Origin of the sequence: Oceanobacillus senegalensis (assembly GCF_900176885.1) — a bacterium.
GTDB classification, from domain to species: Bacteria; Bacillota; Bacilli; order Bacillales; family Amphibacillaceae; genus Oceanobacillus; species Oceanobacillus senegalensis.
Genome location: NZ_LT839648.1, coordinates 951,029 through 964,932, shown reverse-complemented (window position 1 = coordinate 964,932; position 13,904 = coordinate 951,029). Strand labels below are relative to the sequence as shown.

Genomic DNA, 13,904 nt, shown 5'->3' with positions numbered 1-13,904 from the left:
TTCATAGCTTCCTAGCATTATTTTATGATTTTTATTATGAATTATTATTACCATACTTGTTTATAATATGCAACGAATATGAAATAATCGTACAACTAAAATCATAGATATGCTATAATAAGTAAAGAATTTTGGGGGGATTTATCATGAAACTTAAACAGATGTTTCATCGACTTAGCGAGAAAACAAAAGAACGATGGAATACCATTCTTGACCATAAACATACCAAAAAATTCCAATCCATTTGGCGTACTGGAAAAATTCAGAGGACTTCCCGTATTACATATGATGTGGCTTGGAATGTTATTTTATTCTTTATAATTGTTGGATTTATCGGTGCTTTCTTTGTCGGTGGCCTAGGAGTAGGCTATTTTGCCTCCCTCGTTAAGGATGAACCGATACGAGCATATGCAGATATGGAAGAGCAAATATACAACTATGAAGAAACATCCAAAATGTACTTCGCAGATAATGTCTATCTTTCGGATGTAAATGCAGATTTATATCGAGAAAAAACAACTCTTAATAAAATTTCTCCAACGTTAATACAGGCCGTTATTGCTACGGAGGATGAATATTTTGAAGAACATAAAGGAATTGTACCTAAAGCTATTTTCCGCGCTTTATACCAAGAATTCACGAATGCTAGCACCCAAAGTGGCGGGAGTACACTTACCCAACAATTAATCAAAAACCAAATTCTCACTAATGAGGTTTCTTTTGAAAGAAAAGCGAAGGAAATACTACTAGCACTGAGATTAGAGCGTTTCTTTGAAAAGGATGAGATTCTAGAAGCTTACTTAAATATTGTTCCCTATGGACGAAATGCTTCTGGTGGAAATATCGCCGGGATTCAAACAGCTGCACAAGGTATTTTTGGGATAAATGCTGATGAAGTTAATTTAGCACAAGCAGCATATTTGGCAGGTCTTCCCCAAAGCCCTTCTCGTTATACACCATTCAAAAACTCAGGTGGTTTAAAGGATCCTGAGGGGATTGAACCTGGGCTTAATCGTATGAAAACAGTATTAAGTAGAATGCTTGAGATGGAATACATTACGGAAGAACAATATCAAGAAGCATTAGAATATGATATTGTTGCAGATTTTAAAAAATATGATGATTCTTCTAAAGAAAACTATCCACTACTAACTACCGAAATACAGGAAAGAGCAGCTAAGATAATCGCGCTTAAGTTAGCAGAAGTGGATGGTTATACGGAAGAAGACCTTGAAAAAAATGATGAACTTGCGAGTGAATATGAAAGATTAGCTACTCGTGATTTAAAAACAAAAGGATATGAAATCCACTCTACGATAGACAAAGAAATCTACGATGCTTTTCAGGAAGTAGCTAAAAACTATCAATATTATGGGCCGGATACCGAAACATTAGTGCCCTTTCCTGAGGGTAAAAAACTAGTTTCCCAATATATTCAAGCAGGTGGTATTCTCATAGAAAACGAGACAGGTAGAATTATAAGTTTTCTAGGAAGTCGGAACTATAGTGAAGACGACCAATTGAACTATGCAATGGATGCACCAAGGCAAATTGGTAGTACCTCTAAACCATTGGTTGTATATGCCCCAGCAATGGAAATGGGTGTTGTTCAGCCTGGAACCACAATCGCTGACTATCCACGAACATTTCAAGGAGGCTATCAACCAAAAAACTATGGTGGAGGACATTATGGTACAGTTACTGTAAGAAAAGCATTAGCGAGTTCATATAACATTCCTGCTGTGGTAGTTTACAGTAAAATCCTGTCTAAGGACCCAGCCCAGTATTTGGAAAAAATGGGTGTTACATCTTTAACAAAATCAGATCATACAATCCGTTCATTTGCTCTTGGTTCTTCGGCAAATGGGATTACGGTTGAAGAAAACGTAAATGCTTATGCTACCTTTGGTAATAACGGAAAATTTGTAGATGCATATATGATAGAGAAAATAACAACAACGGACGGTGAGGTTGTTTATGAGCATAAGTCGGAACCTGTTGATGTATTCTCGCCACAAACAACCTATTTAACCGTTGATATGATGAGAGACGTAATTTCAAACGGAACAGCTGCTTATCTTAGATCCCAGTTAAAACACGGTGGTGTTGATTGGGCTGGTAAAACAGGTACATCTCAAAGCTATTCCGATGCTTGGTTTATTGCAACAAATCCAAATGTTACTTTTGGTACATGGATTGGATATGAATACCAGGATTCCATCTATGCGAGTAATTACCCGTTAAGTTATAGTCAGCGAAATATTAAGTTATGGGCAGAATTAATCAATGCAGCAACTGATATTAAACCTGATTTGCTCGCACCGTCTGAAAGCTTTAAACAACCTAATGGAATAGTATCAAGTAGTTTTTGTGGGATTTCCGGAATGGCTCCATCTGATTTATGCCAAAAAGCTGGATTAGTAAAATCAGATATTTTCAATTCGAAATATGTGCCATCAAAAGTAGATGATAGTTTAATCACCGGTAACCAGGTAATAGTTAACGGAAAGGCAGTAGCACCTTCATCTAACACACCAGATGAATTTGTACAAGGAAATGGATTAATGTTTAATCCGGAATGGTTAGAACGAAAAGGATACGGTAATGACGTTAGAAAGTTATATCCTCGTACAGAAAGAGGTAAATGGGAAAAAATTGCTGCACCAAATAGGGCTATCGGATCACTAACTATTGAAAATGATGGAGATGCACCAGCTGCTCCCCAATCTCTTTCAAAATCAGGAGATACATTAACCTGGAATAAACCTGATACTGCAGATATCGTTGGATATCGTGTATATCGCTCAGAAGGATCAAATGGGAATTTCCAATATGTAGGTGAAACTACCTCAACTACCTTCCCTATAGAAGATCATAATGCAAGTTACTATGTAAAGGCGGTTGACTATTTTGGACATGAATCCAGCCCTTCCAATAAAGTAATAGCCGAACAAAAAGCACAACAAGAAACATCGGAAAAGGAAACAAATAAGGAACCTACCAACGACAATAACGAAACAATAGAAAATACCGATAACCAGGAAAAGAGCAGTAAAAACGAAGAATCAACAAAACAAGAAAAAACGAATCAAGAAAATACAAAAACAGATAACACAGAGGAAGAATCAGAATAAGAAATTTAAAGAAGGGAACAATCCCTTCTTTTTTATTGTAGTTGAAGGAAGACTCACATTACATCAGACAGATAGCTACCAGGAAACACTTTTTTAGCTAAATGAAGTTTCACTATATCCAATTAGTCAGAAATATGCCATAATTCTTGTATATTAACACTAAATTTATCCTAACAAATACGGTATACTAATGATAAGAAGACAACAACACGCGAAATAGGTGGGATAAGCAATGGAGCACACCAAAACATATTATAAGAAGAAATTAGAAACTTCTTTAGGCGAAATAACAATTGAAGGTCCACTTCCTTCTACTGAATTAAAAAAGTATTACTTCCATGAACAGCTAATCGCTTTTCGACCAGCACAAAAGCAATTTGAAGCAATACTAAGCATTGCGGATTTTCCAGAAGGTAGGATTATTATAGCAAGAACAGATAACACAATTATCGGATATGTAACCTATCTTCATCCAGATCCATTGGAAAGATGGTCTACTTTTAACATGGAGGAATTAATTGAACTTGGTGCAGTAGAAATTATTCCTTCATTTCGCGGCGAACATGTTGCATCCAACTTACTTAGAATATCGATGATGGATTCCTACATGGAAAATTATATCGTTATATCTACAGAGTATTATTGGCATTGGGATTTAGAAGGATCGAATCTAAGCATATGGAACTATCGAAAAATAATGGAAAAAATGATGGCAGCAGGTGGTCTTCTTCCTGCCCCAACCGACGATCCAGAAATTATTTCACATCCCGCAAATTGCTTAATGGTTCGCATAGGCCAAAATATTCAATGCGAATCAATTGAAAGATTTGATAAATTGCGTTTCCTATCGAAACATCATCATCGTTCCATGAGGGAGGGCTTATAATGCTTGTAGAAGAAATTATGAATCAGGAGGTTGTTACATTACGCCCAACTGCTCCCATTAGTGAAGCATTAGCATTACTAGAGGAGCATCGAATTAGGCATATTCCTATTGTGGATGATAAAAATTGTGTGATTGGAATCGTTTCTGATCGCGATATTCGAGACGCAAGCCCATCCAGTCTAATACAGACCACGAATAACCGTGTACTAAATGAAGAAATTCAAACGATTATGAGCCATCCGGTTATTACGGTCCACCCTATGGATTTTGTGGAAGATATTGCTCATATCTTTTATGATAAGGAAATAGCTAGTCTTCCAGTGGTGCAAGATGATAACTTAATAGGTATTGTAACAGAAAAAGACATGCTCTATACCTTCATCCATTTAACTGGTACACATGTACAAAGTTCATTAGTTGAAGTAAAGGTTCCAGATGTGCCTGGGATTATACCGAAAGTAACAGAAATCTTTGGAAGACGTAAAGTCAATATAGCATCTATCCTTGTCTATCCCTATAAAAATGACCCAGATTATAAAGTACTTGTATTTCGTATTCAAACCATGAACCCAAATCCAATTATCCAAGATTTACGAGAAGCCGGCTATTCATTAATGTGGCCTAACGATAGTAAGGAGTCTAGGTTATGAAAAAAAAAGCCTCCTTTATTTTTGCGGATGAATTTTTAGGTTACCACTTCCACGAAAAACATCCTTTTAACCAGAAACGCATTCTATTAACAAAAGAACTATTAGAGGCTTCCAATGTCCTAACCAGTGATAATCTGATTTCACCTAGAATGGCCACAGAGGAAGAAATTGCTCTTTTTCATGATCAGACATATATAGATGCAGTGAAAAAGGCAAGCGATGGAAGCTTCATTGAGCATGAAGGCCAAGAATTTGGATTAGGAACAGAGGATACACCGGTTTTTGAGGGAATGCATGAGGCATCGAAACTTATTGTAGGTGGGTCATTAACAGCTGTAGATGAGGTACTTCATGGAAAAACGGATCATGCTTTAAATCTTGGCGGAGGCCTCCACCATGGTTTGAGGCGAAAAGCTTCAGGCTTCTGTATTTATAATGATGGTGCGATTTCCATCAAATATATTAGAAAACATTATAATTTAAGAGTGCTATATGTTGATACGGACGCACATCATGGAGATGGTGTTCAATGGGCATTCTATGATGACCCAAATGTCTGTACATTATCCATTCATGAAACAGGTAGATATTTATTCCCAGGTACTGGAAACATTAGCGAACGAGGAATTAAAAACGGACATGGATTTTCTTTCAATCTACCAATTGATGCTTTTACACAGGATGAGTCATTTTTAGAAGTCTATGAATCTGCTATACGTGCTATTACCGAGTATTTTAAACCTGACATCATCATTACGCAAAATGGAGCAGACGCACATACCTTTGATCCGCTAACTCATCTTTGCGCTTCGATGAAAATTTATGAACAAATTCCCAAAATCGCACATGAATTAGCACATGAATATTGTGGGGGTAAATGGATTGCTTTGGGCGGTGGTGGTTATGATATTTGGAGGGTTGTTCCAAGAGCATGGGCTCAAATATGGAACATAATGAATACAGATAGCATCGCAACTGGCTCTCTTCCAACTAACTGGATTAAGAAATGGCAAAAAGAGTCAGATACTTCACTACCATTATTTTGGCATGATACCGAAGAGGCAATTCCACATATTCCTAGAAAAACAGAGATTGAGGAAAAAAATAAAAAACTGTTAACTCAACTATTAAAGTATACTACACCAGTATAATTGGCTATCGTGGAAAAAAAAGAGGCTGTGACAAAGGTTTTTTCAAACAAATTCCGAACATGGCGGTGCGAAAAGCACTCGGAAATTAGAACATTGTTCGTTTTTTGAGTTAAACACATGAATTATGTGTCCCAGCCTCTTAGCCATTTTCACTCTCCATAATAACTATTTCCACTCTTCTATTTTTTCTCCAATTATTTTTTGAGTTATTAGGAACAGTAGGTTTTGTATCGGCATAGCCTATGGAGGTAAATCTGAATTCTTCTATATTGAATCTATCAACTAAATAGCGAATAACACTACTTGCCCTTGCACCAGATAGTTCCCAATTCGATGGATAGCGATAACTAGTAATAGGACGAGAATCTGTATGGCCTTCTACACGCACTTGATTTGGTACACCTTGTAAATACACACCAATCTGATTTAAGAAAGACTCTGCAGATTCTAGTATAGAGGCTTGACCAGTTTCAAATAAAATACTTTCCTGTAAAACTAATACAACACCTTCGTCAGATCTTTCCGCGGTAATCACACCATTTAATTCATTATCGTCTAAAAACGATTCAATGTCCTCTACTAAACTATTTAATGAACCTTCTTCATAAACTTCATTATTCTTTCTACTATCCAATGGCTTTTCTAACTCATCGTAAGCTTCCTTATCATGCACCGATGACTCTGACGGATAATCCACTGGTACAGCTGATGGCATAAAGTCAAATATCATTCGATTCTGAAAAGATTCCGATACCGCTTCAAACATTTCCTCGTTGATTTGAGACATAGAGAAAATTAGGACAAAAAATACAAGGATAAGTGTAATCATATCAGAATAGGTAACCATCCATTTTGGAGTACCCTTATTTGTTGACTTTTTTACACGTCTACGCTTCATGAATGTTCTCCTAAAAGTTCTTCTGATGCTTTCCTTACATTTTCTTGTTGTTTAAGCTTATCTTCATTGGATAGAAAGGCATTTAATTTTTCTTCCAAAATCCGCGGATTCTGACCGGATTGTACTCCTAAGATTCCTTCAATCATAATCTGTTTTATAAAAATTTCTTCATTTGTATTCCCTTCTAATTTATTAGTCATGGGATTAAAAAACAGATTAGCTAAAATAGTTCCGTATAACGTGGTTAGTAATGCAACGGCCATGCTTGGTCCCAAAGTAGCGGGATTGGATAGTCGATTCAGCATACGGACTAAACCAATTAATGTACCTCCCCATGACGGGGCATATTCCCCCTGCTTTTTCAAACAATATTCTACCTTTATAATGCCTGTCTTCCATTGCCATTATTTCAGCCTCTAATACATCCTTAATAACTTCAGGTTCCATTCCATCCACTACTAATAATATACCTTTACGAATAAAAGGGTCCTCTATTTCATCTATATTATTCTCTAACGCAAGTATCCCTTCTCTTCTAGCACGTTCTGATAATGTGATAAAAAGCTCTATAAGTTCAGGTAATGGTATATTATTCTGATATGATGCAGCTTTCAGGATTTTTCCAATTTGTTTTAAATCATTGAATCTAAAAGTAACCAACATTGAAGCAATTAAGCCACCAATAACAATGAAAATACCTGCTAAATCAACGAATGAAGCAATTTCATCCGTCCCTCCATTTGATAAAATCGCAAGTATAATCATTATAAATCCTATGGTAATGCCGAATGGAGTTAATATATCACGTTTATTCATTCTTAAAATCTCCTCAAACTTCAAAAATGACAAAATAGATGAGGACTATAAATCAACATCTATAATCTATATCGGCATTATTTATCTAATGTTGAATTTCTTAACTCAATACGATGTGGTAAAATCACATTTTTTTCTGTAACTTCTTCCTTGTTCATATATTTCGTTAATAGACGCATAGCTACTGCACCAATATCATACATTGGTTGTACCACAGTTGATAGGGTAGGTCGAACCATTGTAGCAAGACGTGTATTATCAAAACCAAATACTTCTACGTCATTTGGTACCTGATATCCCATATCTTGCGCACCATGAATAACACCTAATGCCATCTCATCAGAAGCTACAAAAATTGCTTCTGGTCTATTTTCTAGTTTTTCTAGCTGTTTAACCGCTTCGATACCTGACTCATATGAAAAGTCACCTTGTACAATGTAATCCTCATTAATAGAGATATTTGCTTCCTCTAAAGCCCGCTTATATCCATTATATTTATAACGATTAACACTCGTATCTTCTCCTCCATTAACAAATGCAGGATGTGTTTTTCCCTTTTCAATAAAATATTTTGTCACTTCATAGGCCGCTTCTTCATAGTCGATATTTACCATTGCCATTTCTTTTGTGTCATCGTACGTTGCAGCTAAGATTACAGGAACATTTGCTGTTTTAAATTGCTGAAGATGGTCATCTGTAATCGTACCACCCATAAATAGGATTCCATCAACTTGTTTCTCCAACATTGTATTAATAAGGGCAATTTCTTTATCTTTATTTTGATCAGAATTACTTAAAATTACATTATACTTATACATTGTTGCAATATCTTCTATCCCACGCGCTAATTCGGAGAAGAATATACTAGATATATCAGGAATAATCGCACCGACAGTTGTTGTTTTTTTACTAGCAAGACCTCTTGCAACTGCATTTGGACGGTAACCTAAACGTTCTATCGTTGCTAGCACTTTTTTTCGAGTGGTTGGCTTAACGTTCGGATTACCATTTACTACTCGAGATACAGTAGCCATCGATACATTTGCTTCCCTTGCTACATCATATATTGTTATAGTCATTATTATGTTACCTCCTAATTTTCAAAAAGCACTACTGTTGTTTATATCATACTCTATCATGAAAAAAATTACAAAATATTTATCAGTTCAAAACCAGATTCGATAGGTGGAAAAAAGAAAATTCTTCTTTTGTTCCTTTATATTTTCCCTAAATTGTAAAAAGACTAACCGTTAATGGCTAGTCTTTTTAGAAACTAAATTATTTTAGACGATTCTCTAAATCTGTTAATTCTTCATAAAACTTATCGAAAGTTGGAATATCCATTTGCTGAGCAGAGTCAGAAAGCGCAACAGATGGGTCTGGATGTACTTCCGCCATAATACCGTCTGCTCCAATTGCAAGGGCAGCTTTTGCAGTAGGAAGAAGTAAATCACGTCTACCGGTTGAATGTGTGACATCAACCATTACTGGTAAGTGTGTTTCTTGTTTTAAAATAGGAACAGCAGAAATATCCAATGTATTACGTGTTGCTTTTTCATAAGTACGTATTCCACGTTCACATAAGATAATATTGCCGTTACCTTTAGAAATAATATATTCAGCAGCATTGATAAATTCTGAAATCGTAGCAGATAGACCACGTTTTAATAGTACTGGTTTATTTACTTCTCCAGCTGCTTTTAGCAATTCAAAGTTCTGCATGTTTCTTGCACCAATTTGAATGACATCAATGTAGTCAACAGCTTTTTCTAAGTCTGTAGGAGTAACTATCTCACTTATAACTGCTAAATCATACTTATCTGCTATTTCTTTAAGAATTTGCAATCCCTCTAGTCCAAGACCTTGGAAATCATACGGAGAAGTTCTTGGTTTAAATGCACCACCTCGTAGAAGTTTTAGTCCTTTACTTTTTACAACTTCTGCTACTTGTGCTACTTGCTCATAGCTTTCAACTGCACATGGACCGAAAACATGGTTGGTATTACCATTACCAATTTTTACACCCTTAATATCGATAACCGTATTTTCTGGTTTCTTTTTACGTGATACTAGTAATGCTTTACGGTGATCATCCTCCTGTAATTCTAAGCCGGCTTTAAAGATTTCCTTAAAGATATGCTCAATTGTAGAATTTTCAAATGGTCCCGTATTTTTGGATGTGATTAAATCCAGCATTTCACGTTCTCTTACAGGGTCAAATTCTTTTCTTATACTTTGTTTTGTTTTAACCTGGCCAATTTGTTGAACCAAAGCTGCACGTTGATTAATTAACTGCAGTATTTCTAAATTTACATCATCCAACTGGTTTCTTAATTGTTCGAATTCATTTGTCATTATTAGTCCCCCTGTAGAAATAATTAAGATTTTAATAATTAGTGACAATTATAGCTAAAATCTGCTCATTTGTCACCAGTTGTTTTACTATATTTGTAGATTTATGTTTTATGTAAGAAATAATCTATGTTATTTCCATTAATAAGCAATCTTTCAAACGGCTATAATAAAGTTTATCACACAAAAAAACTACAGCGTCATTAACTGTAGTTTTTTTCCTTATTTTGCTTCTTCCGTTACTTGTTTTTCTTCTTCTGTTTCAGCAACATTTTCTATGGTTGCATTAGCATCATTTTGTTCATCACTCAATTTAGTTGATAAATTTTTAGTAATGTTTTGCGTTTTTTGCGAAACATTCTTTGTTATTTTTGATGATGTATCCATCGCACGTTGTTTGAAGTCTGCACTAGTTGTAAATGCTTTTTCCTTCCAGTTAGTGCCTTTTTCCTGTGCAATTTCTTTCCAATCACCTGCACGGTCTTTCACTTGAATAGCACCTTGATTAATATCCCCACGAAGTTCTTTTCCGGATTTTGGTGCAAATATTAAGGCTACAGAAGCACCGACAATTGTACCTACTAATGTTCCAATAACAAAATCCTTTGTGTCTATATTACTTTCACTCATCCATATACCTCCTATTTATTTTTATTATTTTTTCTACCATTAACAAAATCTACAATGGCAGCTCCCCATTTCACTGCTTGAGCAGTTTTTTCACTATCTACTTTTGATGCTGAGGAAATACTGCTAGATAATTTTGATAATGATTGATTAAAATCTTTTAGAGTGTCTCCAACTCCTTTTGCACCTTCAAATAATGAGTCTAATTTAGTAGTTTTTTGGCCCATGTCATCTGCTAATTTATTTGTTTTATTTAACAACTGTGTTGTCTCTGTGGTAACACCCTCTATTTGCTTTTCAATCCCCTGCATCGTTTCAGAAACATCATTTAAAGTCTGTTTGGTTGCTTTTATTGCACCAACAACATAAATAACTAGTATGACAAAAGCGATAGCAGCAATAAAAGCAGAAATGTACAATAAGAATTCCATATTATGTCAGCTCCTTGTGTATGTGTATAACATTTTTACATGAATAGACAATCAAGAAATATTTTATAGCAGATATCATTATTCATTCCCTAATCATAAATGCCTAAACCTATGTAAAAATAATTAATAAGCATATTTAGTATATCCCTTTCTCCTAATAATTTCGACAGTGAACACCGAAATTCCTTTTATGAAAATCAAGAAAAGTTGTATTTTCGATAAAAAGAAGGAAAAAATAGTTAAAATCAAAAGCGTAGACAATCACCGTATAGACGAAAATTGGAACGCTCTGAACGCTACTTTTCAATTACAAAATAAAAAGCCTGAAATAACTTTCAGACTCTATCTTCCATCATTTAAATAAATTTCTTACTGCTGAATTGTATTATCTAATGTATTTTCATAAGCATCCTGGAATTTTTGAATATCACCTGCACCCATGAAAATTAAAACACTGTCACTATAGTTTGCAAGTACTTTCGTATGATCCAATGCCAGTACTTCACTTTTTTCAATTCGTTTTTTTAAATCGTTTATTGTTAATTTCCCTGACTCTTCTCTTGCAGACCCAAAAATATCACACAAATAAACAAAATCCGCACCACTTAAACTATCGGCAAACTCTTGCAGAAAAGTTTTCGTTCTTGTAAAAGTATGTGGCTGAAAAATGGCTATAATTTGTTTTTTTGGATATTTTTTTCTAGCTGATTCGATAGTTGCCATAATCTCTCTTGGATGATGAGCATAATCATCTATCAATACTTGACTTCCTACTTTCTTTTCAGTAAATCTACGCTTTACCCCTTGGAAAATGGACATTTTTTTAATTTTCTCCGCTTTTACATCCTCATAATGACAAATTGCAATAACAGCCAGTGCATTTAAAACATTATGATCTCCAAACATCGGGATGGTAAATGTATCATAGTAGGTATTTCTTACAAAAACATCAAAAGTAGTCCCTTCTTCCGTCTCATGAATATTTTGAGCTTGGAAATCATTAGTATCGCCGAATCCATAGTAAACAACGGGAACTTTCGCTGTAATTTGCTGTAATTGTTCATCATCACCACAGGCTATGATACCTTTTTTGACAAGGTCGGCCATCGATTGGAAGGCGTCAAATACATCTTCAATACTTGTAAAATAGTCCGGATGGTCGAAATCTATATTCGTCATTATTGCGTAATCCGGCTCGTAACTTAAAAAGTGCCTTCTATATTCACATGCTTCAAAAACAAAATATTCACTATCTACATGCCCTTTTCCAGTTCCATCACCGATTAGATAAGATATGGGATACGACTCATTCAAAACATGAGCTAATAGACCTGTAGTAGACGTTTTCCCATGAGCTCCTGTTACAGCAATACTGGTATATTGCTTCAGCCACTCTCCTAAAAATTCATGATAACGATAAAAAGCACATCCTAACCGTTTAGCTTCTTCAATCTCAATATGATTATCTGGGAAAGCATTTCCCGCAATAATTGTATATTCTTCTTTAATATTACTTTCTGAAAAGGGATAGATTGGAATGTTTTTATGTTCTAAAGCTTCCTGTGTAAAGAATCGTTTATCAACATCAGACCCTTGCACAATTTCACCAGAATCATGAAGTATTTGTGCGAGAGCACTCATTCCCGTCCCCTTAATACCAATAAAATGGTAAGTTGTCATAAAACGAACCTCCATCATGTTCATCAAATAATTCATCCTGAAAATGCTTGTAATCCTGATATATTATATCAAAAATTAAATCATAATAAAATAATCTTTTATATCTCTGTATTAACTTATTCATTTACATTAAAATATTCCACTTTTTCCAGTCGAGGATTTGGTCGATATCTGCGTCCTTCTTTTGCTTCCGGTTCCCCATTTAATAAAACGTTGTCTCCCGTAAATCCAATATTCCGTTCTAGTAGACTCCTGCCTACACCATACATATCTACTGGAACTCCCTTTGATTCGAATTTTAGAATACGCTCTTCATTAAAACCACCGGATACCATAATCTTCACATGATGAAATCCTTCTTCATCCAATGCTTTTCTAAGCGCAAAAATTAATTCAGGGTTTACACCTCTAGGATCAAACGAACCCATGAGATGGTGATTTCTAAGAAAGTACTTGTCAACCAAAGTCCTTGAGGTATCAAGCCTTACTGAAACTAATTGATCACCAAATTCTCTGGCAACTTTTAAGGAATCGGTAATAACATCATTATTATAATCAACAAGTGCTGCCAGTTCATCCTCAGGATAAATTTCATGATATGCCTTTGTAGCTGCCACCACATCACCACGAAACATTTGAATTAAAGCATGTGGCATTGTACCCATTCCCTCTCTTCCCCACCATTCATTCATGGCATGTGTAGCTTGAGCTGTTGATCCTCCAATATATGCTGCATACCCATCTCCAGCTTGAGTGGTATAATGATCATCTCGATCTCCCATAAAAATAACTGGTTTTTGCTTACCGGAAGACTGTGCGGCTTTTACAACATTGTATACATTCGTTGCAACGGATGTTCTTCTTGCAAGTATCCCATCAATAATTCCTTCTAAATAACCAAAATCCTGATAGGAACCTGAAACGGTAAGAACCGTCTCAAAAGGTTCAATTTTGTCACCATCTTTTAATGAATGGATTTCTAATTTCTCTGGATTGTCTGCAAACGTATGAACTAAAGCTATAGCTTCATCCGTACCACAAAGTACAGCATTGTCCTTTTGAAAAAACTGCATTGTTACATAGTTATTTGGTACTTTTGCTTCTACGATTTTCTTGGTTTTCAAAAAATAGACAGCTGAAAACCATCCTTCCTTAATACGTTCATCAAACTTAAATGTTCTATTGGTTAATCTTTTAATTTCACCATTCAGCTTTAATGTGATTTCTTTCATTTTTTATGTTACTCCTTTGACTGTGAAGTATTGCACTATATCGATTT

The 13,904-nt window shown here is 35.2% G+C and carries 12 protein-coding genes, 1 pseudogene and 1 other annotated feature (1 of these 14 cut by a window edge); of the genes and pseudogenes, 4 read left to right on the top strand and 9 right to left on the bottom strand.

The genetic code is table 11. The features are described 5' to 3' along the window. Positions 1–14, bottom strand: a binding site (T-box leader); it reaches 260 nt to the left of the window's first position. Positions 15–146: 132 nt separating this feature from the next. The 4 genes from CAO17_RS04515 to CAO17_RS04500 all read left to right on the top strand — a co-directional run bounded on the left by CAO17_RS04515 (position 147) and on the right by CAO17_RS04500 (position 5,821). After that, on the top strand, positions 147–3,134 hold the full coding sequence (locus CAO17_RS04515) for a transglycosylase domain-containing protein (RefSeq protein WP_085991670.1): 2,988 nt from the start codon (positions 147–149) through the stop codon (positions 3,132–3,134). A gap of 232 nt (positions 3,135–3,366) precedes the next feature. Beyond that, complete coding sequence (locus tag CAO17_RS04510) at positions 3,367–4,020, top strand: GNAT family N-acetyltransferase (protein WP_085991669.1); 654 nt, start codon at positions 3,367–3,369, stop codon at positions 4,018–4,020. Beyond that, the gene (locus CAO17_RS04505) at positions 4,020–4,670 is read left to right on the top strand and encodes an acetoin utilization AcuB family protein (protein WP_085991668.1); all 651 of its coding nucleotides are present in this window, start codon (positions 4,020–4,022) and stop codon (positions 4,668–4,670) included. Before CAO17_RS04510 ends, CAO17_RS04505 begins: the two co-directional genes overlap by 1 nt. Next, positions 4,667–5,821: an acetoin utilization protein AcuC gene (locus CAO17_RS04500; RefSeq protein ID WP_085991667.1), complete on the top strand. Its 1,155-nt coding sequence runs from the start codon at positions 4,667–4,669 to the stop codon at positions 5,819–5,821. The genes CAO17_RS04505 and CAO17_RS04500 overlap by 4 nt, the downstream gene beginning before the upstream one ends. Before the next feature lie 139 nt (positions 5,822–5,960). On the opposite strand, the gene motS is transcribed toward CAO17_RS04500, so the two are convergent. The 9 genes and pseudogenes from motS to CAO17_RS04460 all read right to left on the bottom strand — a co-directional run bounded on the left by motS (position 5,961) and on the right by CAO17_RS04460 (position 13,857). After that, positions 5,961–6,719 (bottom strand): flagellar motor protein MotS, encoded by a 759-nt coding sequence (gene motS / locus CAO17_RS04495; RefSeq protein WP_085991666.1) that lies wholly within the window; start codon positions 6,717–6,719, stop codon positions 5,961–5,963. Beyond that, positions 6,716–7,535 (bottom strand): annotated as a pseudogene (gene motP, locus CAO17_RS04490) (flagellar motor protein MotP). Before motP ends, motS begins: the two are co-directional and overlap by 4 nt. A 77-nt stretch (positions 7,536–7,612) precedes the next feature. Continuing rightward, complete coding sequence (gene ccpA, locus CAO17_RS04485; protein ID WP_085991665.1) at positions 7,613–8,614, bottom strand: catabolite control protein A; 1,002 nt, start codon at positions 8,612–8,614, stop codon at positions 7,613–7,615. A 199-nt stretch (positions 8,615–8,813) separates the two neighbouring features. Continuing rightward, positions 8,814–9,890 (bottom strand): bifunctional 3-deoxy-7-phosphoheptulonate synthase/chorismate mutase, encoded by a 1,077-nt coding sequence (locus tag CAO17_RS04480; protein ID WP_085991664.1) that lies wholly within the window; start codon positions 9,888–9,890, stop codon positions 8,814–8,816. 219 nt (positions 9,891–10,109) lie between these two features. After that, on the bottom strand, positions 10,110–10,517 hold the full coding sequence (locus CAO17_RS04475) for a YtxH domain-containing protein (RefSeq protein ID WP_085991663.1): 408 nt from the start codon (positions 10,515–10,517) through the stop codon (positions 10,110–10,112). Positions 10,518–10,528: 11 nt separating this feature from the next. Next, positions 10,529–10,945 carry a DUF948 domain-containing protein gene (locus CAO17_RS04470; RefSeq protein ID WP_085991662.1) on the bottom strand — a complete coding sequence of 139 codons (417 nt, stop codon included), beginning with the start codon at positions 10,943–10,945 and terminating at the stop codon, positions 10,529–10,531. Positions 10,946–11,314: 369 nt separating this feature from the next. Continuing rightward, a complete protein-coding gene (murC, locus tag CAO17_RS04465) occupies positions 11,315–12,625 on the bottom strand; it encodes a UDP-N-acetylmuramate--L-alanine ligase (protein WP_085991661.1) in 1,311 nt (436 codons plus the stop codon). Continuing rightward, positions 12,597–12,749, bottom strand: coding sequence for a hypothetical protein (locus CAO17_RS21320; protein WP_218775532.1), 153 nt, complete (start codon positions 12,747–12,749; stop codon positions 12,597–12,599). The genes murC and CAO17_RS21320 overlap by 29 nt, the downstream gene beginning before the upstream one ends. Further along, positions 12,742–13,857 carry a nicotinate phosphoribosyltransferase gene (locus CAO17_RS04460; RefSeq protein WP_085991660.1) on the bottom strand — a complete coding sequence of 372 codons (1,116 nt, stop codon included), beginning with the start codon at positions 13,855–13,857 and terminating at the stop codon, positions 12,742–12,744. The genes CAO17_RS21320 and CAO17_RS04460 overlap by 8 nt, the downstream gene beginning before the upstream one ends. Positions 13,858–13,904 lie beyond the last annotated feature (47 nt).

Coding starts and splice junctions, on each gene's coding strand:
- CAO17_RS04515 (WP_085991670.1), top strand. CDS start 147: ATGAAACTTAAACAGATGTTTCATCGACTTAGCGAGAAAACAAAAGAA.
- CAO17_RS04510 (WP_085991669.1), top strand. CDS start 3,367: ATGGAGCACACCAAAACATATTATAAGAAGAAATTAGAAACTTCTTTA.
- CAO17_RS04505 (WP_085991668.1), top strand. CDS start 4,020: ATGCTTGTAGAAGAAATTATGAATCAGGAGGTTGTTACATTACGCCCA.
- CAO17_RS04500 (WP_085991667.1), top strand. CDS start 4,667: ATGAAAAAAAAAGCCTCCTTTATTTTTGCGGATGAATTTTTAGGTTAC.
- motS (WP_085991666.1), bottom strand. CDS start 6,719: ATGAAGCGTAGACGTGTAAAAAAGTCAACAAATAAGGGTACTCCAAAA.
- ccpA (WP_085991665.1), bottom strand. CDS start 8,614: ATGACTATAACAATATATGATGTAGCAAGGGAAGCAAATGTATCGATG.
- CAO17_RS04480 (WP_085991664.1), bottom strand. CDS start 9,890: ATGACAAATGAATTCGAACAATTAAGAAACCAGTTGGATGATGTAAAT.
- CAO17_RS04475 (WP_085991663.1), bottom strand. CDS start 10,517: ATGAGTGAAAGTAATATAGACACAAAGGATTTTGTTATTGGAACATTA.
- CAO17_RS04470 (WP_085991662.1), bottom strand. CDS start 10,945: ATGGAATTCTTATTGTACATTTCTGCTTTTATTGCTGCTATCGCTTTT.
- murC (WP_085991661.1), bottom strand. CDS start 12,625: ATGACAACTTACCATTTTATTGGTATTAAGGGGACGGGAATGAGTGCT.
- CAO17_RS21320 (WP_218775532.1), bottom strand. CDS start 12,749: ATGAATAAGTTAATACAGAGATATAAAAGATTATTTTATTATGATTTA.
- CAO17_RS04460 (WP_085991660.1), bottom strand. CDS start 13,857: ATGAAAGAAATCACATTAAAGCTGAATGGTGAAATTAAAAGATTAACC.